General features: G+C 27.3%; 22 protein-coding genes. 15 read left to right on the top strand and 7 right to left on the bottom strand.

Features of this window, described 5'->3' with window-relative positions:
- Positions 1 to 53 precede the first annotated feature (53 nt).
- The 13 genes from AVBRAN12642_RS04265 to AVBRAN12642_RS04205 are packed head-to-tail and all read left to right on the top strand — an operon-like array spanning position 54 to position 11,815.
- Positions 54 to 1,106, top strand: coding sequence for an ankyrin repeat domain-containing protein (locus tag AVBRAN12642_RS04265; protein WP_336607992.1), 1,053 nt, complete (start codon positions 54 to 56; stop codon positions 1,104 to 1,106).
- The gene (locus tag AVBRAN12642_RS04260; RefSeq protein WP_214117569.1) at positions 1,103 to 1,852 is read left to right on the top strand and encodes an SDR family NAD(P)-dependent oxidoreductase; all 750 of its coding nucleotides are present in this window, start codon (positions 1,103 to 1,105) and stop codon (positions 1,850 to 1,852) included. The genes AVBRAN12642_RS04265 and AVBRAN12642_RS04260 overlap by 4 nt, the downstream gene beginning before the upstream one ends.
- Positions 1,849 to 3,102 carry a UDP-N-acetylglucosamine 1-carboxyvinyltransferase gene (murA, locus tag AVBRAN12642_RS04255; protein WP_214117568.1) on the top strand — a complete coding sequence of 418 codons (1,254 nt, stop codon included), beginning with the start codon at positions 1,849 to 1,851 and terminating at the stop codon, positions 3,100 to 3,102. Before AVBRAN12642_RS04260 ends, murA begins: the two co-directional genes overlap by 4 nt.
- Entirely contained in the window at positions 3,099 to 4,265 is a 1,167-nt protein-coding gene (locus AVBRAN12642_RS04250) for a molybdopterin molybdotransferase MoeA (RefSeq protein WP_336607147.1), read from the top strand. The genes murA and AVBRAN12642_RS04250 overlap by 4 nt, the downstream gene beginning before the upstream one ends.
- A complete protein-coding gene (gene flgA / locus AVBRAN12642_RS04245) occupies positions 4,249 to 4,857 on the top strand; it encodes a flagellar basal body P-ring formation chaperone FlgA (RefSeq protein WP_336607146.1) in 609 nt (202 codons plus the stop codon). Before AVBRAN12642_RS04250 ends, flgA begins: the two co-directional genes overlap by 17 nt.
- Positions 4,854 to 5,396, top strand: a complete 543-nt coding sequence (locus AVBRAN12642_RS04240; RefSeq protein ID WP_214117565.1) for a UbiX family flavin prenyltransferase — start codon at positions 4,854 to 4,856, stop codon at positions 5,394 to 5,396. The genes flgA and AVBRAN12642_RS04240 overlap by 4 nt, the downstream gene beginning before the upstream one ends.
- Complete coding sequence (coaD, locus tag AVBRAN12642_RS04235) at positions 5,393 to 5,854, top strand: pantetheine-phosphate adenylyltransferase (RefSeq protein WP_239803706.1); 462 nt, start codon at positions 5,393 to 5,395, stop codon at positions 5,852 to 5,854. The genes AVBRAN12642_RS04240 and coaD overlap by 4 nt, the downstream gene beginning before the upstream one ends.
- Positions 5,851 to 6,435 carry a dTMP kinase gene (gene tmk, locus AVBRAN12642_RS04230; RefSeq protein ID WP_214117563.1) on the top strand — a complete coding sequence of 195 codons (585 nt, stop codon included), beginning with the start codon at positions 5,851 to 5,853 and terminating at the stop codon, positions 6,433 to 6,435. Before coaD ends, tmk begins: the two co-directional genes overlap by 4 nt.
- Positions 6,419 to 7,663 carry a histidine--tRNA ligase gene (gene hisS / locus AVBRAN12642_RS04225; protein WP_336607145.1) on the top strand — a complete coding sequence of 415 codons (1,245 nt, stop codon included), beginning with the start codon at positions 6,419 to 6,421 and terminating at the stop codon, positions 7,661 to 7,663. Before tmk ends, hisS begins: the two co-directional genes overlap by 17 nt.
- Positions 7,660 to 9,480, top strand: a complete 1,821-nt coding sequence (gene speA, locus AVBRAN12642_RS04220) for a biosynthetic arginine decarboxylase (protein WP_336607144.1) — start codon at positions 7,660 to 7,662, stop codon at positions 9,478 to 9,480. The genes hisS and speA overlap by 4 nt, the downstream gene beginning before the upstream one ends.
- An 11-nt stretch (positions 9,481 to 9,491) precedes the next feature.
- Complete coding sequence (locus tag AVBRAN12642_RS04215) at positions 9,492 to 10,658, top strand: pyridoxal phosphate-dependent aminotransferase (protein WP_336607143.1); 1,167 nt, start codon at positions 9,492 to 9,494, stop codon at positions 10,656 to 10,658.
- Positions 10,655 to 11,317, top strand: a complete 663-nt coding sequence (gene queC / locus AVBRAN12642_RS04210) for a 7-cyano-7-deazaguanine synthase QueC (protein WP_336607142.1) — start codon at positions 10,655 to 10,657, stop codon at positions 11,315 to 11,317. The genes AVBRAN12642_RS04215 and queC overlap by 4 nt, the downstream gene beginning before the upstream one ends.
- Positions 11,318 to 11,377: 60 nt before the next feature.
- Positions 11,378 to 11,815, top strand: a complete 438-nt coding sequence (locus tag AVBRAN12642_RS04205; protein ID WP_214117558.1) for a hypothetical protein — start codon at positions 11,378 to 11,380, stop codon at positions 11,813 to 11,815.
- 48 nt (positions 11,816 to 11,863) lie between these two features.
- Here AVBRAN12642_RS04205 and AVBRAN12642_RS04200 read toward each other — a convergent pair whose 3' ends face one another.
- From AVBRAN12642_RS04200 to AVBRAN12642_RS04170, 7 genes are read right to left on the bottom strand one after another with little or no spacing between them, the layout of a single operon-like run.
- Positions 11,864 to 12,235, bottom strand: coding sequence for a flagellar basal body-associated FliL family protein (locus AVBRAN12642_RS04200; RefSeq protein WP_214117557.1), 372 nt, complete (start codon positions 12,233 to 12,235; stop codon positions 11,864 to 11,866).
- Positions 12,232 to 13,518 (bottom strand): ATP-dependent DNA helicase, encoded by a 1,287-nt coding sequence (locus AVBRAN12642_RS04195; RefSeq protein ID WP_214117556.1) that lies wholly within the window; start codon positions 13,516 to 13,518, stop codon positions 12,232 to 12,234. Before AVBRAN12642_RS04195 ends, AVBRAN12642_RS04200 begins: the two co-directional genes overlap by 4 nt.
- The gene (locus tag AVBRAN12642_RS04190; protein ID WP_214117555.1) at positions 13,505 to 13,894 is read right to left on the bottom strand and encodes a hypothetical protein; all 390 of its coding nucleotides are present in this window, start codon (positions 13,892 to 13,894) and stop codon (positions 13,505 to 13,507) included. Before AVBRAN12642_RS04190 ends, AVBRAN12642_RS04195 begins: the two co-directional genes overlap by 14 nt.
- A 14-nt stretch (positions 13,895 to 13,908) precedes the next feature.
- Complete coding sequence (locus AVBRAN12642_RS04185; RefSeq protein ID WP_336607141.1) at positions 13,909 to 15,078, bottom strand: ABC transporter permease; 1,170 nt, start codon at positions 15,076 to 15,078, stop codon at positions 13,909 to 13,911.
- A complete protein-coding gene (locus AVBRAN12642_RS04180) occupies positions 15,075 to 16,238 on the bottom strand; it encodes a hypothetical protein (protein WP_214149969.1) in 1,164 nt (387 codons plus the stop codon). Before AVBRAN12642_RS04180 ends, AVBRAN12642_RS04185 begins: the two co-directional genes overlap by 4 nt.
- A 51-nt stretch (positions 16,239 to 16,289) precedes the next feature.
- Positions 16,290 to 18,062: an excinuclease ABC subunit UvrC gene (gene uvrC, locus AVBRAN12642_RS04175; RefSeq protein WP_336607991.1), complete on the bottom strand. Its 1,773-nt coding sequence runs from the start codon at positions 18,060 to 18,062 to the stop codon at positions 16,290 to 16,292.
- Positions 18,031 to 18,558 carry a hypothetical protein gene (locus AVBRAN12642_RS04170; protein ID WP_214117551.1) on the bottom strand — a complete coding sequence of 176 codons (528 nt, stop codon included), beginning with the start codon at positions 18,556 to 18,558 and terminating at the stop codon, positions 18,031 to 18,033. The genes uvrC and AVBRAN12642_RS04170 overlap by 32 nt, the downstream gene beginning before the upstream one ends.
- Before the next feature lie 148 nt (positions 18,559 to 18,706).
- On the opposite strand from AVBRAN12642_RS04170, the gene nhaD reads away from it, so the two are divergent.
- On the top strand, positions 18,707 to 20,002 hold the full coding sequence (gene nhaD, locus AVBRAN12642_RS04165) for a sodium:proton antiporter NhaD (RefSeq protein WP_214117550.1): 1,296 nt from the start codon (positions 18,707 to 18,709) through the stop codon (positions 20,000 to 20,002).
- 12 nt (positions 20,003 to 20,014) lie between these two features.
- On the top strand, positions 20,015 to 21,550 hold the full coding sequence (gene guaA / locus AVBRAN12642_RS04160) for a glutamine-hydrolyzing GMP synthase (RefSeq protein WP_214117549.1): 1,536 nt from the start codon (positions 20,015 to 20,017) through the stop codon (positions 21,548 to 21,550).
- Positions 21,551 to 21,639 lie beyond the last annotated feature (89 nt).

Raw genomic sequence — 21,639 nt, 5'->3', positions numbered from 1 at the left:
AATAATTATTTAAAAATGTTAAAGTTAGGGCTATTAAATTATCAGGATTTGTATTGAAAAAGATTGTATTTTTATTAATTAGTGCTTTTGTTTTTTCAAAGGAATTAAGTGATGAAAAGTTATTTAAATTAGCCGAGACAATTAGCGGAAGAAATGTTGAGTGTAACGGACATGATTATTTTGTAAATTTAAATAATTATATAGATGAGCTAAATAAAGCTTATAATGATAAAAATATTTATCAAAATCCTATAAAAGATTATGATAAATATTATGATTATTTTCAATATTGGGCTTATCAAAGCATTGGCAATAAAAGATTATTTGATGAGTTTAATAATGAAATAAATAATTTTTGTAGCAATAACAAGGAGCATTTTATAAAGCTTTCTTCTAAAAATTATCAAAAATCTTGTGAGAATTTCATTCAAAGGCTAGGAATGAGAGCTTTTGGCTCTATTAATAAATTTATTAAGCTTGATGATATTTATATTGAATTTTTAAAGATAGAAAATCCAGAAGATAGCATTGCGTATCTTAACGAAATTAGCCCAAATTATTATCAGTTAGATTTTTTATTAAAAATAGCTTTATTAGCTAAAAAAGATATGAAAATAATAGAGTTTTTAGCTAAAAATAATACAAATATTAATTCAGGTTATGAGAGTGCGATTTTTTATGCACTTGATTATTATGAAGCATTAGAATATTTATTAGAAAACAAAGCCAATGTTAATTATGTAAATGCTCTTGGTAAAAGTGCGATTTTTTATGCAGTTGAAATCAGTGATATTAAAACTATAAAATTACTTATGAAATATGGGGCTAATCTTAATTTACAACAAATTGATAGTGAAGAAGAGCTAAAAACAAATCTTCCTTATTATATTTCTTTTTGCTCTTACATTCATCCTGCAAAGACTTTAGTAATACACGCAGCATCTTTAGCGAATTTAAATACCTTAAAATTGCTTATAGAAAATAAGGCTGATTATACGATAAGCGATAATTTTGGATTAAATGCACTAGATTATGCGATGATTTATAACAATAAAGAAAATATTGAGTATTTAAAAAAATTAGGATTAAAGGAGAAAGAACAATGAAAACAGCGTTTGTAACAGGTGCTAGTAGTGGTTTTGGAAAAGCGATTGCTAAAAGACTTTTAAAGAATAATTATAAAGTAGTAGTTCTTGCAAGACGCAAGGAAAAATTATTAGAATTTGAAAATGAATTTAAAAATAATGTATATATAGCAGAAGCTGATGTAAGAGATATAAATGCTTTAAAAAATGTTGTAAATAATTTGCCTAATGATTTTAATAAAATTGATGTTTTAGTTAATTCAGCAGGATTAGCATTAGGTTTAGGAGAGTTTTATAAATTAGATTTAGCAGATATTGAAACTATGGTTGATACTAATATAAAAGGGCTTTTATATGTAACTCATTTGATTTTACCAAGAATGCTTGAAAACGGCGGACACATATTTAATTTTGGTTCAGTTGCTGCTAATAATCCTTATTTTGGTGGTAATGTATATGCAGGAACTAAAGCTTTTGTAGGTCAATTTAGTCACGCATTAAGAAATGATGTAAGAAAAAATAATATAAAAATTACTGATATTGCACCAGGATTATGTAAGACAGAATTTAGCGAAGTGCGTTTTAAAGGCGATAAAATTGCAGCTGATAAAGTTTATGAAAATACAAAATACCTTGATGCAGAAGATATTGCTGATGCAGTTATTAGTATTATTAATTTAAAAGACCATGTAAATATAAATAGAATAGAACTAATGCCTGTTACTCAAACTTGGGCAGGTTTTCACATACAAAAGGATAATGAATGAAATATTTAAAAATAGAAGGTAATGCAAAATTAAGTGGTAGCGTAGAAATTAGTGGAGCTAAAAATGCAGCTTTACCATTACTTGCTGCTGCTTTACTTATTAAAGGAAAATGCACTTTAACAAATCTTCCTTTAGTATCAGATATTAAGACTATGTTAAGATTGCTTGAGAATTTAGGAGCTACATATGAACTAAACAATCATAGCGTTACAATTGATTCAAGCAATGTATTTAATACAAAAGCACTTTATGATATTGTTCGCAAAATGCGTGCTAGCATATTGGTTTTAGGACCTTTGCTTAGCAGATTTAAAATTTGCGAAGTATCTTTACCAGGTGGCTGTGCTATAGGACAACGCCCAATTGATATGCACTTAAGTGCTTTAGAGAAAATGGGTGCTAATATTGAATTAGTTGATGGCTATGTAAAAGCTAGTGGAGAGTTGGTTGGAGCTAAAATACATTTTGATAAAATTTCTGTTGGTGCTACTGAAAATACAATTTTAGCAGCAGTTTATGCTAAAGGTGTAACTACTATAATAAATGCAGCTTGTGAGCCTGAAATCGTTAATTTATGCGAGTTTTTAGTAAAAGCAGGTGTTAATATAAAAGGTATTGGGACAAATACTATTGAAATCACAGGAGTAACCAAATTAAATACTGATTTTACTTGCGAAATTATTCCTGATAGAATTGAAGCAGGAACATATCTTTGTGCAGGTGCTATTACAAAATCAAATATAGAAGTTAAAAATATAATTCCAGAGCATTTGGGTGCATTATTATCAAAATTTGATGAAATGGGGATTAAATACGAAACTTTAAAAAATAGTATTAAAGTATATTCAAGCGATTATAAAGCAGCAAATATCAAAACTAGCGAATATCCAGGCTTTCCTACTGATATGCAAGCTCAATTTATGGCTTTATGTCTTAAGGCAAATGGAGAAAGTATTATTGATGAAAGATTATTTGAAAATCGTTTTATGCATGTAAGTGAGCTAAATCGTATGGGTGCAAATATCAAGCTAAATGGACATATTGCCAATGTTAAGACTTCTAATTTACAAGGTGCTGAAGTGATGGCAACTGATTTAAGGGCTAGTTCTGCATTAATTTTAGCTGCACTTGCTGCAAATGGGACTACTAATATTCATAGAATTTATCATTTAGAGCGTGGATATGAGAATTTGTGTGAGAAATTAAGTAAATTAGGTGCGAAATTAGTTGAATTAAAGGAAGAAGAATGACAATTAATGAAGCATTAGAAAATATAAAATCACTTAATCACATTCAAAGCACCGAAATTGTTAATTTATTTGATGCAAAAGGAAGAGTTTTAGCGAATGATTTTTATGCTAAATGCAATGCTCCTTTATTTACAAATTCTGCAATGGATGGCTATGCTTTAAAGGCTAGTGAGTTTAAAAATGGTCTTAAAGTTTTAAAGACTATTTTTGCAGGAGATATGAGTGAATGCGAGATTAAAAGTGGCGAATGTGTAAAGATTATGACAGGTGCAAGAGTGCCAAAGGGTGCTGATAGTGTTTTAATGGTTGAAAACTCTATTATTAAAGATGATTTAATGTATGCTACAAGTGATAATTTAAAAGTAGGTGAAGCTATAAGATATGAAGGCGAAGAATACAAAAAAGGCGAATTAATTATCAAAAAAGGCGTAATTACTGATGAAATTATTATGATTTTAGCTAGTAATGGAGTTTTTAATATTGAAGTTATTAAAGAAATAAAAGTTGGTATTTTTGCAAGTGGTCTTGAGATTATTGAGCCTTATTCAAATGGATTTGGTGTTTATAATTCTAATGCTTATGGAATTTATTCTGCTTTTAAGAGTTTTTCTAAACCTTATTATTTAGGGGTTTTAAAAGATGAATATGAGTTTGTTTTAAATTCTTTAAAAGGTGCTTTAGATAATTTTGATTTAGTTGTAAGTATCGGAGCTGCAAGTGTAGGTGATGCTGACTTTATCAAAAAAGCTTTAGATGAGCTAGGTTTTAAGCCTATTTTTACTAAGGTAAAAATGAAACCTGCAGGTCCTGTTAGCTTATATTTTAAAGATAATAAATATATTTTGGTTTTACCGGGTAATCCTATGAGCGCTTATATTGGGGCTTTAATTTATGCAAGAGTTTTAATTTATAAAATGCAAGGAATTGTATATGAAAAGCCAAGCTTTTTATATCCTATATCAATGGATTTAAAAATTAAAAATAATAAAGAAAATGTAGTTATTGGAAATATTATAAATGATACTTTTGTTCCGTTTAATAATGCAAAACTTAGTAGCGGACAAATTACTCCATTAAATAAATGCACTCATTACATAATTTGTCCTATTGATTGTGATATTAAGCAAAACGATAAAGTAAGAGTTTATGAACAAAGTATTTAGTTTATTTGTATTAAGTGGGGTTTTGTTTGCCAATAATTTAAGCGATGAATTATTAAAACATTGGAAAAAACAAGATGAATTTTTAGAAATAAAAAGTCTTAGTTTTAATCCTAATATTAATAATTGCAAAATTATTACATATCCAAATCTTAGCAAACAAGGATTTTTTAAAGCAAATTGCAATGATAAAGATATGCAAATATCTTTTAAATTACAAGCTCTTACTAAGGTTTATATTTTAAAAAAAGATGTCTTAAAAGATGAAGAAATAGGGCTATTTGATTTAAAAAGTGAAAAAATTGATTTTTCAAAATTACCTTATAATGCTTTAAGAACACTTGATAATAGTATTAAGTTTAAAAGCAAAGTAAGAGCAGGTAGTATTATAAAAACCTCTATGCTAATGCCAAATTATTTAATTAATAAAGATGATAGTGTAGTTGGTATTTTAGATGATGGAGATTTGAGTGTGTTTGTTGATTTAATAGCCTTGCAAAGTGGTGTAAAAGGTCAAAGAATTCGCCTTAAAAACACTCAAGGACACAATCTAACTGGCGAAATAATTAATGAAAAACAGGTCTTAATAAAATGAGATTTTTAGTAGCGATTAATGGAGCTAGTGGAGTTAATTTGGCTTTAAAATTAGCTAAGGTATTAAGCAAAGAAAATGAAGTGTATTTAATCCTTAGCAAAGGTGCTTTAAAGGTTTTAAAAGAAGAAAATAATAAAAAATTAAAAAAATACATTAAAAATACAAATATTACTCTTTTAAAAAATGATGATTTAGCTGCACCTGTATCAAGTGGAAGCTTTAAGCTTGATGCGGCGTTTTATTATGCTAGTAGTGATTTTTTAGCAAAGGCTAGTTATGGTTTTAGTGATACTTTAATTCTAAGAAGTTTTGCTGTAAATCTTAAAGAAAATAGAAAAATCATAATAGCTCCAAGAGAAATGCCATTAAATGAATTAATGCTTAAAAATATTTTAAAATTAAATAAATTAGGCTGTATAATAGCCCCTGCAATTTACGCTAAATATTCTAAGAGTTCTTTTAAAGAATTTGTAATAGGTAAATGGTGTGATTTGCTTGGAGTTGAATATAAAAAATTTAAAAGATGGAAAAGCGAATGAAAAAAGCAATTTATCCAGGCACATTTGATCCGATAACAAATGGGCATTTAGATGTAATAAAAAGGGCTTTAAAAATTTTTGATAAATTAATAATAGCAGTTGCTAAAAATGATAAAAAAAAGCCTGATTATGATTTAGAAACTAGGATTAATTTAGTAAAAAATGCAACAAATGGATTAAATGTAGAAGTAATAGGGTTTGACAATTTATTAGTAGATTTTGCAAAAGAGCAAAAAATATATACTATTGTAAGGGGTTTAAGGGCTGTGAGTGATTTTGAATATGAGTTACAAATGCACTATGCAAATGCTGAATTAAACGAAGAAATAGACACTATTTATTTAATGCCAAGCCTTAAAAATGCCTTTATTTCAAGCTCAATTGTAAGAAGCATTAAAGCTCATGGTGGAGATATTTCAAAATTAGTCCCATCTAGTATTTTAAAGGATTTAAAATGAATTATTACGCTTTTGAAGGAATTGATACTCTAGGCAAAAGCACTCAAATTAAGCTTTTACAAGAATTACCAAATTCTTATTTTAAATTCCAGCCGATTTTTGTAAAAGAACCAGGCGAAACTACTTTAGGAATAAAATTAAGAGAATTGATTTTAAATGAAGAAATGAGTAAAAAGGCTAGAATGTTTTTGTTTTTAGCTGATAGGGCTGAATTATTTTCAAAAATTGATTTTACTAAAGAATTTATTATAGCTGATAGGAGTTTGTTTTCTCATTTAGCTTATGAAGTTGATAGTGATTACAAACAATTATTGGATTTTAATTTGTTTGCAACTAATAATGTTTTACCTAATCATATAATATTTTTTAAAGGTAGTAAGGAATTATTAGAAAGTAGATTAAATAATAAAAGCCTTGATAAAATAGAGCAAAAAGGCGTAGAATATTTTTTAAAAGTTCAAGAAAATTATGAAGCGATTTTTAAGGCTTTAAATTTAAAAGTTTTTACAATAGATGCAAGTCTTAGTATAGATAAAATAAATACAATGATTAAGGAGTATATAAATGATACATGCAATTAAAGGAATGAATGATTTATTAGATGATGATGCGTTAATTTACGAAAAGATTATAAAAACTTGTGAAGAAGTAGCAAAAACTTATGGTTATAGCTATATTGAAGTGCCACATTTAGAAGTTACTCCGCTTTTTAAAAGAAGCGTAGGAGAAAGTAGTGATATAGTTGGTAAAGAAATGTATGAATTTTTAGACAAAAGCGGGGATAGTGTATGTCTTAGACCTGAAGGAACTGCCGGGGTTGTAAGAGCTTTTATTGAGCATAAGATGGATAAAGCTGGAGTTGTTAAAAGATGGTTTTATCACGGCTCAATGTTTCGCTATGAAAAACCACAAAGGGGTCGTTATAGAGAATTTCATCAATTTGGCTTAGAGTGTTTTAATATAGCTAATGTTTATGAAGACGCTAGTGTGATTATGATACTTGCTAAAATTTTTAAAAAACTTGATATTACTTATACTTTAAAAATCAATTCTTTAGGCTCGCCTGAATGCCTTCAAAACTATAGAAAAGCATTAAGAGAATATATTGCAAACATTGAAAATAGTTCTGGTTTTAAATTCTGTGCTGATTGTGCTAAAAGAACACAAACTAATGTTATTAGAGTATTAGATTGTAAAAACGATGAATGTGCTAAACACTTAACAAACGCTCCTAAATTAAGTGAGTTTTTAGATGATGAGAGTAGGGCTGATTTTATTAAACTACAAGAGATTTTAAAAGATAATGAGATTAGTTTTGTAATTGATGAAAGATTGGTTCGCGGGCTTGATTATTATTCAAAAACAGCATTTGAGTTTGAAAGTAGCGAAATAGGTGCAAAGGCTGCAATAGCTGGTGGTGGAAGATATGATTATTTGGTTGAGTATTTAGGCGGAGCTAAAAGCTATGGCGTTGGATTTGCTATGGGTGTTGAGCGTGTTATGGATATTTTAAGAAGTAAAAATATAGAGCAAAAATTACAAAATACTTATTTTTGTATATTAGATGAAGAATTATTGCCAATTGCTTATAAATTAGTTGATAATTTAAGAGAAAACGGAAAAATAATTAATCTAAATTACGAAGCAAAAAAATTAGCAAAACATTTAAATATAGCGAATAAACAAAACTATAAATACTTTATTGCAATTGGTAGTGATGAAGCTAGTAAAAATGAAGTATTTTTTAAAGATTTAGAAAGTGGCGAACAAAAAAGTATAAAATACGATGAATTAAAGGAAATTTTATGAATGATTATGGCATAGATATTTGGGGAGATGATAATTTTATCATTAAAAATGGCAAGGTATGTTTAAAATACGGAAGCGAACCTGCCATTATTGATATAGTAAATACTCTTTTAGATGATGGATATAAAGGTCCTATAATTTTAAGATTTAATCATTTAATTAAAAAACAAATAGAACAAATCTATATAAATTTTAATAATGCCATTAAAGAATTTGATTATCGTGGTAGTTTTAATGCTGTTTATCCACTAAAAGTCAATCAATTTCCTGGTTTTGTAAAAAGTCTTGTTAAGCTTGGTAAAAATCTAAATTATGGTCTTGAAGCTGGTAGTAAAGGAGAATTATTATTAGCTATGGCTTATAACAACGAAAATGCTCCAATAACTGTTAATGGCTTTAAAGATAAAGAACTAATAACAATGGGCTTTATTGCTGCTGAAATGGGGCATAATATAACTTTAACTATTGAAGGTATTAATGAGCTTGAAGTAATTATCAAAACAGCAAAAGAGCGTTTTGGGATAAAACCAAAAATCGGTCTTAGAGTAAGGCTGCATTCTTTAGGTAGTGGCACTTGGGCTAAAAGTGGTGGGATTAATTCAAAATTTGGTCTAACATCAACTGAATTAATAGAAGCAGTAGGACTTTTAAAAGAAAATGATTTATTAGATTGTTTTACTATGATACATTTTCATATAGGCTCACAAATTAATGAAATACATCCTTTAAAAAAAGCTTTAAGCGAAGCAGGAAATATTTATTTTGAATTACGCAAAATGGGTGCAACTAACCTTGAAAATATTGATATTGGTGGTGGTTTAGCGATTGAGTATTCACAATTTCAAAAGACTTCTCAAAGAAACTATACTTTAAGTGAATATGCAAATGATATTGTATTTATTCTAAAAACTCTAGCAGCACAAAAACAAGAAATAGAGCCAAATATTTATATAGAAAGTGGTCGTTTTGTAAGCGGTTCTCACGCAGTATTAGTAGCACCTGTTCTTGAACTATTTTCTCAAGAATATTCAGAAAGCAAAATGCAGTTAAAAGAAAAAAACCCGCAATTAATAGATGAATTATGTGACTTATACAAAAATATAAAGCCAAGCAATGCAGTAGAATATATGCACGATAGTTATGACCATTTAGATAGTATTTTAACTTTATTTGACTTAGGATATGTAGATTTACAAGACCGCTCAAATGCTGAAATATTGGTTCATTTAATAGGTAAAAAAGCAGTTTCTATGCTAAGTCCAAAACATTTATTAAGAACTCAAAAAGAAGTTCAAGAAAGATATTTGGTCAATTTTTCAATGTTTCAAAGTTTGCCAGATTTTTGGGGCTTAGGGCAAGAATTTCCTATAATGCCACTTGATAGATTAGATACTCAACCAACAAGATCAGCTAGTATTTGGGATATAACTTGTGATAGTGATGGAGAAATATCTTTTGATGCTGCTAAGCGTCCTTTATTTTTACACGATGTTGATGTAGAGCAAGAAGATTATTTCTTAGGATTTTTCTTAGTTGGTGCTTATCAAGAAGTATTAGGGATGAAGCATAATTTATTTACCCATCCAACTCAAGTTAGTATTGATATTGATGATAAAGGTTATGAGATTGAAAGTATTATTGAAAGTCAATCAATTAGGGATATTTTAGAAGATTTAGACTACGATATTCGTGAAATTGATGAAAAAATTCAAGATAAAATAAATTCTTCGGAATTAATAAATGAAAAAACTAAAAAACATATTTTAGGTGAGCTTTTCATATTTATGCACGATAATGGATATTTAAAGAAAATTTAAAAGGAGAGAATATGCAATTTTCAGAAAAAATTAAAGGTTTAGAAGAATCAATAACTTTAGCAATTACAGCTAAGGCAAAATTACTAAAAGAACAAGGTGTAAGAGTTATTAGTTTTAGTGCAGGAGAGCCTGACTTTGATACTCCGCAAGTTGTAAAAAATGCAGCTATTAAAGCGATAAATGATGGATGCGGAAAATACACTCCAGTATCTGGAACTACTGAAGTTTTAAAAGCAATTTGCACTAAGCTTAAAAAAGACCATAATTTAGATTATGAGATAAGTGAAGTAATAGCAAATGTTGGAGCTAAACATAGTTTATTTAATGCAATTCAAGCACTTGTTTGTGATGGTGATGAAGTAATAATCCCAGCTCCTTATTGGGTAACTTATCCAGAGCAAGTTAAGTATTCAGGTGGAGTTCCTGTGATTGTAACTCCTAAAAAAGATTTTAAAATCAGTGCTGATGAATTAAAAGCTGCAATTACACCTAAGACGAAAATATTAATATTGAATAATCCTAGTAATCCTAGTGGAGCTTTATATTCAAAAGATGAATTAATGGCATTAGCTAAAGTTTTAGAAGGCACTAGTATTGTTGTATTAGCTGATGAAATGTATGAAAAATTAGTTTATGATGGAGAATTTGTAGCGTTTGCAAGTTTAAGCGAAGATGCACTAAAACGCACGGTTACAATAAATGGACTTAGCAAATGCGCTGCAATGCCAGGATATAGATTTGGTTATAGTGCTAGTAAAAATAAAGAATTAAATAAATTAATGAAAAATCTTCAAGGTCAATGCACAAGTAATATTTGTAGCATAACTCAAGCTGCTGCAGTTCCTGCTTTAGTTGGAGAGATTGATAAAGATATTGAGATGATGAAAAAAGAATTCAAAAAAAGAAGAGATAAAGCTTGTGAAATGATTAATAGCATTAATGGGCTTAAATTAAGCGTAAAACCTAGCGGGGCGTTTTATTTATTTATTGATTGCTCTAGTATTAATCCTGATGATGTTGAGTTTTGTGCTAAGCTTTTAGATGATAAAAAAGTAGCTTGCGTGCCAGGAAGTGGATTTGGAATGAGTGGGTATTTTAGAATTTCTTATGCAACTTCAATGGAAAATATCATAGAAGGTATAGAAAAAATCGCAGAATTTGTAAAGGAATATAAGTGAGTAAAATCGCTATAAGTATTTTAAGTGGAGGGCTAGATAGCTGCGTTAGCACTGCTTGTGCTATAAATGAAGGCTATAAAGTAATAGCCCTTCATTTTAATTATAGTCAAAGAACAGAGCAAAGAGAATTGCAAGCTTTTAATGAAATTTGCAAGTTTTATAATATAGAAAAATTAGTTGTGGATATGGATTTTTTCAAACAAATTGGTGGCTCTAGTTTAACTGATATGAGTTTAGAAATTCCAAAAGATGAATTAGGTAAAAATGGTAAATTACCAAATACTTATGTGCCTTTTAGAAATGGGATTTTTTATAGTATTGCTGCTGCTGTTGCACAAAGATTTAATGCTAGTGCAATTTATACGGGTTTAGTTAGTGAGGATTCTAGCAATTATCCTGATACTACTTTAGATTTCGTTGAAAAAACCGCTTCGTTTATAAAAGAAGGTAGTGGAGAAGATATTAAAATAATTACTCCTTTAATCAAGCTAAAAAAATCAGAAATAGTAAAACTTGGAATGAGCCTAAAAGCACCTTTAGAGCTTAGTTATAGTTGTTATGATAGTAATGATTTAGCTTGTGGTAAATGTGAATCTTGCCAATTAAGACTAAAAGGCTTTAGCGAAGCTGGATTTAAGGATTTGATAAAATATCAGTAAGATAAGATTTAAAATAAGAATTTAAAATTCTTATTTTAAATTCTATTAAAAGGAAAAGTTATGCTAAAGGTTATTTCTAAGATTGATGGATATATCATTTCTTATATGTCTTTTTTGATGTTTTTTAAATATTTGTCTGATTATATTGCTTCAAATGTTTCAATTCAAATTCTTTTATCATTTGTGTTTATGTATTTAATCAAACTAGCCTATCAACAATTTTTAAAAATAGAATATAAAAATATACAAAATAAAAATCAGATTTTTTCTATGTTTAAAATAGGCTTATTGCCAGCTATTTTATTATATTTTTTATGTGTGGATTTTTACGAAGCTTTTTTTACTAATTATATGAGCTTTTTGTTTATTAAATTTCCTATTGTTTTTTTAAATTCTTTTTTAAATATTTTATTTTTTGTAATTTTAATAATTATTTTAGCTTTTGTTTTAGGTTATATTAAATACTCTCAAGATAAAGATTTAGCTAATAATTTATAATAATAATCTTAAATAAGTTCTAAAATTTATGAACTTATTTATTAATTTTTATATTAAATTTGCGTCTTTTAATATCTCTTTTATCGCTTCTGCACTATCTTTGCTTTTTAGATTTATGATTAATATATCATCAATATTTACAGAGTATTTTTTACCTGCATATTTTATTATGGTTTTTTTGAGATTTTCCTTGCCAAGTTCTGTAAATAAATCTTCGTAATAGTAGCTAGAAATCACCATATTAATACTATCTTGTATATAATCATTTTCGTTATTAACATTATCACCTATGATTTTTAAACTTAAAGTAATTTTTTTAAGCCCGTTTGATTTTGAATACAAATCGGTCTCAAAATTATTAATTTCTATACTATTTGCAAATGCAAAAATACTAAAAAATATTAGCATTATTTTTTTCATAATTGTTCCTTATCGCAAAATTGATAAAATGTCTTTACCACTTGATTTGTCTTTGCCTTTAGTCTAAACAAATTCTCATACGATTTATCACTTCCATTAAAAATAATTTTAAAATTATTAGGATTTGAACTTCTTGATAATGCAACATATAGCTGACCTTGTGCAAAAATCCTATCGCATTTGCAAATTAACTTATCAATACTCATTCCTTGACTTTTATGTATAGTAATAGCATATGATAATTTTAGTGGGAATGCTTTTAATATAGCATCAGGCTTGGTATCAACTAAATTAGGATTAACCCTATAGCTAGCTGCTATTTCAGGGTCATTAAAGTATAAAAATTCTTTAGGGTAAACTGAATAAATCATTCTATTAGATTTAATCTTTAATTCCTGCTCACTTTTATCCCACGCAATTATTTCTCCTTGCATTCCATTATAATAATTATCAGAATTATAAGTAAAAATAACTTTAGCTCCAATTTTAAAAATAAATTCTTCTTCAATTGGTTGAGCTTTTAGCCATTGTTTAAATTCTTTTTCTTGTTCTTCGTTTAATTCTGTATTTTTTTTAATACTTGAGTTAAAAACATATTCTTCATCATCAATTTTTTTAAGTTTAGCATTATTTATATTCTTTGCTTCTTCATTGGTGCCACAAATAATTGTATAATCATCATAATTATTTATATCATCTTGAATTTTATACTTTTTAAAATACTCTATGCAAGTATTAGTTATATTGCCAATCCTAATACTTCTTAGATTTTCATAAAATTCCTTATCTTCCATTCTGTGCTGGGTAATTAACTCAATCACCTTAAAATTACATTCATTCCAGTATTTAGAGCAAAAAGCATAATTTCCATCGGATTTTACAGGTTCGAGTTGATAAAAATCTCCAACTATTAGTAATTTTATATTGCTATAACCAAAAAGCCTTGAATAAATCATATCAAAAACATCACTACTAATCATTGAAATTTCATCAATTATTATTAAATCTATATTTGATAAAGACTTATTTAAAGCCATTAAATCATCTTTACTTGTTTTTAGCTCATTAATGTTTTTTGCAAGTCTTAGTTTAAAAAATCTATGAACAGTGTCTCCGCCAATATTAATAGCAGCAAGTGCAGTGCTTGCTAAGACTATGGTTTTAAAAGCTTCACTTTTTATTATTTTTTCTATGGTGTAGGATTTTCCAACTCCTGCACCACCTGTTAAAAATACATTTCTTCCTTGCTTTAATAAATCAATGATATGTTTAATTTGATTCATCTAAGATATTTACTTTATAGTTTTTAGTAGTAAGATTATTTAATCTTAACATTAAATCATCAAAATTATCTCCATCATAAGGATAAAAAGCTACACAATCTCTTGCTTTAGTATTTAAAAAATCATATATTTCATTACTTATTATTTGTGTTTTTTCTTTACTTGTTCCAGAAAATAATATTATTATTCCACTATCTAGTTCAAATACACAATCAGTTTTTCTTAAAATACTAGCAATTACTTTTCTATGCTCTTCATCAGGGCTTTTGATATAAGTAAGACAAAATTCAAAATCTATATCATAAAAATACCTATAAATATTAGCAGTAAAAAATTCTACAACTTTTCTCATATCTTCTTTTTTAAACATTTGCATAACACAACTCCTTTTTATTCATTTCTTAAAGTTTTTAATACATCAATTTTACTTGCTTTATATGCTGGATAAAGTGATGATAACACTACTATTAAACTAGCACCTAAAATAATAAAGCAAAAATCACTCAAGCTTAAATTAATAGGTAATTTTGAACTACCATAAACATCAGCTGGTAAAGAAATAATATCAAAAGTATCTAAAAACCAAAGTCCAAAAAATCCTAATAAACAACCAAAAATAATTCCGATAAATCCTATAAAACAACCAATGGTAAAAAATGATTTTTGTATTTCGCTTTTGCTTGTTCCTAACGCTAAAAGTAGGGCTATTTCATTTCTTCTATTTAAAACTATCATAAATAAAGAAGTAATTATATTTAAACTAGCAATAATTACTATCATCATTAAAATAAAAAATAATGCTTTTTTTTCTAAGTCAATTGCACTTAAAATATTGCCGTTTTGCTCCCACCAGCCAACTAAAAAATAATTATTTTTGTATTTTTCATTTAATTTTTTAATTTCTTCTTTAGGATTTGCAGTATCTATGTGAATGCCTGTAATCTCATTATTTTTTAATACCTTTTGTAAATCTTTAATATCTACATACACATATGATGAATCATAAGCATTTAGACCTGAATGAAAAGTATTATTTACATAAAAACTTTTTATATTAGGTGTAATACTAAAAGCATTTGCATTAAGATTTGTAAAAATTATATGTATTTTATCTTCTTTATTAACTTCTAATCTTGAAGCTAGTAAATTGCCTAAAATTGCGGGGAATTTCAAATTAGAATTTAAATAATAATCTTTAAAAATTTTATTTACTTCTTTTTCTTTTTCAAAATCAATCCCAAAAATTATAGCACCTCTCATTTCATTACCATATTTAATAGCGGCTTGTGTTTGAATAAAAGGACTGATTTTATAATTTTTACTTAATTCATTTATTAATTCTTCATCAATTAATGTGGTTTTAGGATATAAAGTAATTGGATAATTCATAGTAAGTAATTTATCAATAAAGCTTTTATTCATTCCATTCATTACTGCCATAGTTATTATTAAAACACAAACTCCTAAAGCTACTCCGATAAAAGCAAGTAGCTTAGTAATCATAATAAATGGCATTGATTTATCAAATCTTAGGTATTTAAAAAGCAAGTATCTAATCATAAATATTTCTTCATTACTTCTGCAATTTGTGTTTCTGTAGCATCTTTAATAATCAAATCTGCAAAATCTAAATTCTTTTTAGCGTGTTTATTGCCTAAAAATAACATTATAAAAGTATTTGGATTTTCGCTTTTTACTTGATTAATATTGCTAACTAAACTTTCATAATCAAATAAAATAGCCTCATATCCAATGGCAATGATTTTATAATTATTTTTTAGTTCATCTTTAAATGAACTTATACTATCTACTTTTTTATTCAATTTTGCGTGTTTATTTGCGATATGATATAAATAATCACTTTGCATATCAGAACTAAGCAATATTAATACATCGTTTTGATAATTTGTTGTATTCATATCACTCTTATAATCATTTAGTATTGTTACTAAAATATTTTTTAATTTATTTTTATTAAAAGGTCTTTTTAAAAAACTATCTTTATTGCAATTTTCACTTAAGATAATTGTATTTTTTTCTTTATAATTAAAATTTTCATCAGCTATAACGCAGGCATAATTTGAAAAATCATTAATTTTTGTATAAAAATCAACACTAATTCCGTATTGATTTAGTAATGTTTCTAGTAAAAAGTTTTCTAATAAATCATTATTTAAAATAGCTATTTTTGCACTTGCAAAATTAGGATTTAACTCATTATCAAAATTATCGTAATTAGTTTCGTATGTAATTGTAGTTTTTGTTAAAGAGTATATATTTTGAATATTATCTTCATTATGCTTTTCTATTAATTCTTTAATTTGATTTAAATTCTTATCATTTGTATAAGATAACACGGCATTTATATTCTTTAATTGTTTAGCATTATCAATTAAATGCTTATGTAAAAATTCGTTGTGATTTTGCAAAGCCATCATTTTTTGTTTGATTTTACCAACCTCATCAACGATTAATCTTAAATTCTTATTCAAATCTAAGTTATCGCTATTAGCACCTAAACTTTTTAAAATTTCTTTTAAAATATTTATTTTTTGGTTAGCACTTTTTTTTCTAATTAATGCAGCCATAAAACTAACAGCATTAAATATCAAAATTATTGCTAGAATAATTGTAAAAATTGTTTGATTTAATAGGTTTTCTATAAATAAACTTGCTATTAAAATAGCACATAATAATATATTAAACAAGCTTGGGAACACAACAATCCTTTATATAATTTAGAGCATAATTATGTCTATTAAATTAAATGATTACTTAATAATTTGGCTAATTTTCGTTGCTACATTTTTATTTGTTACTTTTGCTATTTCATCATAACTTGCATTGTATATATTTTCATAATTTTCAAAGTATTTTAATAATTTTACGATACTAGCTTTTGAAATTCCAATTTGCTCTAATTTTGATGATTTTATATCTTGCTTTCTTTTTGCGTTTTGATGGCAAGTAATTGCAAATCTATGAGCTTCATCTCTTAGTTTTTGAATAAATTGCAATATTTCATCACTTGTTTTAAGATTAAATTCCTTATCCTTAAAATGTATTTTATCCCTAGCAGCACCTTTTGCTCTATGTGCTAAATGATTTAATTTTTCTTTAGAAATTGCAATTACATCTAAATTGATTTCATTTTGAGCTAAAAGCTCGTTTGCTAAATCTAATAAAGCCTTTCCACCATCTATAATCCACAAATCAGGACAGGCTGATTTATCAAAAGAATTTATCCTTCTAGTAAGCATTTCTCTCATTTGTTCATAATCGTTATTGCTAGTAAGATTAAATCTTTTATAATTATTTTTATTAAAACTATTAGAAAACACATCATAACTAACTAAAGCTCCGATTATTGCTTGACCTTGAAAATGTGAATTATCAAATACTTCAATGTTATAAGGAGTATTGCCAAGATTAAAAAAGCTTTTTAGTTTATTTGCTATATTATTTTCAGTCTTTTCAAGATTTATTAAAGCATTGTTTTTAGCTAATTGAATTAGTTTTTTTATCTCTAAAGTTTTTGCGATTTTTATATTTACTTTATGATTTGCAAGATTGCTTAAGTATTCTTCTAAAAGTTTTATATTTTCATTGTAATTTTCTATATAAATATTATTTGGAATTATTCCTTCTTTATAGTTTGCTAGTATTAATTGGGTTAAAAAATCACCTTCTTTATTAGATATTTTTTCATTTATTACGCTTATTACTTTTCCGTGATTTATCACTAATCTAGTGCTTGATAAGAATTCATTATTATTGGTTATTGCAAATACATCAAAACTAACATCTTTTGCCAAATCCACTTCAATTTCTTGATTTAAATTCTTTATATGATTTATCATATCTCTTATTTTTGCCGCTTCTTCGTAGTTTTCATTATCAGCATATCTAAACATTTTTTCATTTAAAGTTTGTAGCATTTGTTTTGGATTTTTAAGAGCTTGCAAGGCTTGTTTTAAGATATTTTCATATTCATCTTTAACACTAAACTCACAAGGAGCTAAACATCTTGACATATCATAAAATATACATCTTTTTTTACAGCTTTTCATTTGTCTTAATGGATAACACAAATACAATGCTTCTAACAAATCCTTAGCCCCACTAGCATAAGGCCCATAATATTTAGTCAGTGGGTCTTTTTTAACCTTTCTAGTTATCTCAAATCTTGGATAAGCTTCTTTTAAATCACAGCAAATATATGGATAAGTCTTATCATCTCTTAATAAAATATTATATTTTGGTCGCATTTGTTTAATTAATGAATTTTCTAAAATCAGTGCGTCTAATTCACTATTTGTAGCGGTATATTCTAAATTATTTGCTTCTTCAATTAATTTTATAATTCTAGGAGAGTTTTTAGGATTTGCTCTAAGGCTTGGAGTAAAGGCAAAATAGCTTTTAACTCTTTTTTTTAAATCTTTTGCTTTACCTACATAAAGCAAGGTATTATTATGATAATATCTATAAACTCCAGAAGAATTTGGTAATGATTTAATTTTGTCTAAGAGATTTGATTTTTGCATTTGTTTTTTTGATACTTTCTTTTAGATTATTTATTAATATTTTTTGTTCTTCATATATCGCTAGATTTTGAAAATTCTCACACATTAAGTCTTTTAAAAATATTTTTGGTTGTTTTGATTTTTCATAATCAATATATGCTTTTAAAATAGCATTAGAATTAATTATAATTTCTTCTTCAAATAGATTTAAAATAGCAGCGTCTTTTGGATTAATTCTTTTATATATTTTAATATGTTCTTTTAATGTTTTTATAGTTGAATCATTTCTTAAGTCTTGTGCTAAAGTCGGATGATAAACTCTAATTCTAAAGCAATTTTTATTATATTTTTTAAATACATCACAAACTACACCTTTTTGAGTTAATTTATATTTAAGGTCAGGTGGCATACTTAAAATAAATAATTTTAATTGCTTATTAATCTTTAAAAATAAAAGGTTTTTATTATGAGAAGAAAGAATATTATGAATATTTTCAATGTTTTTAAATTCCACCATATTGTTTTACTTGCTGCCTTGTTGTTTTCTGCTTGTGGGTATAAAAGCGACCCAAGTTATTATAATAACAAGTCAACGCAAACGCAAAAATTACCCTTTGTTGAATTAGAGTAAATAATATCTATCATTTTTTTAAAAAGGAGCTTTTATGGAAATTACATTTTCATGGGCGGGAATTTTATGTTTAGTGATATTTATCATCGGTTACTATTTTATCGCAGCTGAAGATAAATATCATATAAACAAAACAAAACCTGCAATATTTATCGGAACTTTAATGTTTATTATTTTAGGGCTTTATTTGTGTCTAAATGGAAAAAGCACAGAGCCATTAGAACATGAAGTAAAGGATTTAATAGAAGAGATTGCTGAAATAGTGTTTTTCTTAATGGTTGCTATGACTTATATTGAAGCTTTAATTGAGCGTAATGTGTTTAATACCTTAAAATATAAGCTTGTAACAAAGGGATATACTTATAGAAAATTATTTTGGCTAACTGGGCTTTTAGCATTTTTCATATCTCCTGTTGCTGATAATTTAACTACAGCTTTAATTCTTTCAACCGTTTTACTTACAATTGACAATCAAAAAAAGGAATTTTTAGTTCCTGGTGCTATAAATATAGTTGTAGCTGCAAATGCAGGTGGAGCTTGGAGTCCTTTTGGAGATATTACAACTCTTATGGTTTGGACTGCTGGTAAAAGTCCTTTTATAGACTTTTTCGCATTATTTCCTGCTAGTTTCCTTGGTTGGTGGCTTACTGCGTTTTTATTAAGTAAATTTGTTCCAAATGTAAAACCTAATTTTGATGAAAAATCTTTAAAAGTTGAGCGTATAAAAGATGGTGGAAAAATCATTATTTTCTTAGGTGCTTTAACGATTTTTAGTGCAGTTTTAATGCACTCATTATTTGGCTTACCTGCTATGTGGGGAATGATGTTTGGCTTATCACTTTTAAGTCTTTATACTTATAGATTTAATGTCGCTCGTGGTAAAAAAGATATAAATATATTTTCATATATGACTAAAATTGAAATGGATACATTGCTATTTTTCTTCGGTATTTTAGCCGCTGTTGGAGCGCTTCATTTTGCAGGTTGGCTAGCTTATGCTTCAAGATTATATGATTTTGCTGGAGTTATGAGCACAAATATTGGAGTTGGATTTTTAAGTGCGGTAGTTGATAATGTGCCTGTAATGAGTGCGGTTTTAAAAGCAAATCCAAATATGAATATAGATGATTGGCTTTTAGTAACCTTAACAGCTGGAATAGGTGGCTCATTAATTAGTTTTGGTTCTGCTGCTGGGGTTGGAGTAATGGGAAAAATGCGTGGAATTTATACCTTTGGCTCTCATATGAAATATGCTTGGACTGTTTTATTAGGTTATGTTCTAAGTGTTATTGTTTGGTGGTTACAATTTGAATATTTTGATTTATATTAGGAAAGGAAATTAATGGAAAAAGCAGATATTTTAGTGCTTGACTTTGGGTCGCAATATACCCAACTTATTGCTAGAAGACTTAGAGAGCAAGGAGTTTATACACTTATTTTACCATTTAATATTAGTGCGAATGATATTAAAAATTATGAGCCTAAAGGTATTATTTTAAGTGGTGGTCCTGCTAGTGTTTATGCAAATGATGCTTATTTTTGCGATAAAGAAATTTTTGATTTAGGTTTGCCGATTTTAGGGATTTGTTATGGAATGCAGTTAATGGCTCATCATTTTGGAGCAGTTGTTGCACCTGCAGGGCATAAAGAATATGGTAAAGCTAAAATTAGCATTCAAGAAGATAGTTGTTTATTTAAAAACTTACCTAAATCTCAAGTGGTTTGGATGAGCCATTCTGATAAGGTTGAGAATTTACCAGCAGGATTTAAAACTATTGCTGTTAGTGATAATAGTCCATTTTGCGTATATGGTAATGATGAGAAAAAAATGTATGCCTTACAATTTCATCCTGAAGTTCAACATAGTGAATTTGGTAAAAATATTCTTAAAAACTTTGCAAAATATGTTTGCAATTGCGAAAGCGTTTGGAATATGGGTTCATTCGCTAAGACACAAATTGAGAAAATTAAAGAGCAAGTTGGAGATAAAAAGGTTCTTTGTGCAATTAGTGGTGGTGTAGATAGTAGCGTTGTGGCTGCATTGCTTGCTAGTGCTATTAAAGAACAAACTATTTTAGTTTTTGTTGATACTGGATTACTTAGAAAAAATGAAAAAGAGCAAGTAGAAAGTATGCTTAAATTAAAATTCGGAATAGAATTAAATACAATTGATGCAAGAGAAATTTTCTTAAAGAAATTAAAAGGTGTAACAGACCCAGAAACTAAGCGTAAAATTATCGGAAATACCTTCATTGAAATATTTGAAGATTTTGCAAAAAAACAAGAAGGTGTTGAATTTTTAGCTCAAGGCACTTTATATACTGATATTATTGAAAGTAGCGTTGTAGGTAGCTCAAAAACAATTAAGAGCCATCACAATGTAGGTGGCTTACCTGAAAAGATGAATTTAAAATTAGTTGAACCTTTAAAAGAAATATTTAAAGACGAAGTAAGATTACTTGGACTTGAATTAGGTCTTACTAAAGACTTAGTATATCGCCATCCTTTCCCAGGTCCAGGACTTGCAATTAGAATTATGGGTGAAGTAAATGAAGAAAGCCTAAATATCTTAAAAGAAGCTGATGATATTTTCATTCAAGAGCTTAAAGCAAATGGTTATTATGATAAAACTTGGCAAGCATTTTGCGTATTGTTAAATGTAAGAAGCGTTGGAGTAATGGGTGATAATAGAACCTATGATAACGCGATAGCTTTAAGAGCAGTTGATGCAAGTGATGGTATGACAGCTACATTTTCTCATTTACCTTATGAATTATTAGAGAATGTAAGTAGAAGAATTATAAACGAAGTTAATGGAATTAATAGAGTAGTTTATGATATTTCTAGTAAGCCACCTGCAACTATAGAATGGGAATAAAATTCCAAATAACCCTAGCTTAATTAATACCTAAGCTAGGGTTAATACAACTCTTTTAAAAACATTTAAATCCTTTTATAAAAATATCA

It is taken from the genome of Campylobacter sp. RM12642, from assembly GCF_020137635.1.
In the GTDB taxonomy this organism is placed as follows: domain Bacteria; phylum Campylobacterota; class Campylobacteria; order Campylobacterales; family Campylobacteraceae; genus Campylobacter_E.
Note: the sequence above shows the minus strand (reverse complement) of the source record. Positions and strands in the feature narration are given on the sequence as shown.

Bases quoted from the DNA above. Each gene is read 5' to 3' on its own strand.
- AVBRAN12642_RS04250 (WP_336607147.1), top strand. From the start codon at position 3,099: ATGACAATTAATGAAGCATTAGAAAATATAAAATCACTTAATCACATT.
- AVBRAN12642_RS04195 (WP_214117556.1), bottom strand. From the start codon at position 13,518: ATGAATCAAATTAAACATATCATTGATTTATTAAAGCAAGGAAGAAAT.
- tmk (WP_214117563.1), top strand. From the start codon at position 5,851: ATGAATTATTACGCTTTTGAAGGAATTGATACTCTAGGCAAAAGCACT.
- hisS (WP_336607145.1), top strand. From the start codon at position 6,419: ATGATACATGCAATTAAAGGAATGAATGATTTATTAGATGATGATGCG.
- nhaD (WP_214117550.1), top strand. From the start codon at position 18,707: ATGGAAATTACATTTTCATGGGCGGGAATTTTATGTTTAGTGATATTT.
- flgA (WP_336607146.1), top strand. From the start codon at position 4,249: ATGAACAAAGTATTTAGTTTATTTGTATTAAGTGGGGTTTTGTTTGCC.
- AVBRAN12642_RS04260 (WP_214117569.1), top strand. From the start codon at position 1,103: ATGAAAACAGCGTTTGTAACAGGTGCTAGTAGTGGTTTTGGAAAAGCG.
- AVBRAN12642_RS04185 (WP_336607141.1), bottom strand. From the start codon at position 15,078: ATGATTAGATACTTGCTTTTTAAATACCTAAGATTTGATAAATCAATG.
- guaA (WP_214117549.1), top strand. From the start codon at position 20,015: ATGGAAAAAGCAGATATTTTAGTGCTTGACTTTGGGTCGCAATATACC.
- speA (WP_336607144.1), top strand. From the start codon at position 7,660: ATGAATGATTATGGCATAGATATTTGGGGAGATGATAATTTTATCATT.
- uvrC (WP_336607991.1), bottom strand. From the start codon at position 18,062: ATGCAAAAATCAAATCTCTTAGACAAAATTAAATCATTACCAAATTCT.
- AVBRAN12642_RS04215 (WP_336607143.1), top strand. From the start codon at position 9,492: ATGCAATTTTCAGAAAAAATTAAAGGTTTAGAAGAATCAATAACTTTA.
- coaD (WP_239803706.1), top strand. From the start codon at position 5,393: ATGAAAAAAGCAATTTATCCAGGCACATTTGATCCGATAACAAATGGG.
- AVBRAN12642_RS04200 (WP_214117557.1), bottom strand. From the start codon at position 12,235: ATGAAAAAAATAATGCTAATATTTTTTAGTATTTTTGCATTTGCAAAT.
- AVBRAN12642_RS04240 (WP_214117565.1), top strand. From the start codon at position 4,854: ATGAGATTTTTAGTAGCGATTAATGGAGCTAGTGGAGTTAATTTGGCT.
- murA (WP_214117568.1), top strand. From the start codon at position 1,849: ATGAAATATTTAAAAATAGAAGGTAATGCAAAATTAAGTGGTAGCGTA.
- AVBRAN12642_RS04170 (WP_214117551.1), bottom strand. From the start codon at position 18,558: ATGGTGGAATTTAAAAACATTGAAAATATTCATAATATTCTTTCTTCT.
- AVBRAN12642_RS04205 (WP_214117558.1), top strand. From the start codon at position 11,378: ATGCTAAAGGTTATTTCTAAGATTGATGGATATATCATTTCTTATATG.
- AVBRAN12642_RS04190 (WP_214117555.1), bottom strand. From the start codon at position 13,894: ATGCAAATGTTTAAAAAAGAAGATATGAGAAAAGTTGTAGAATTTTTT.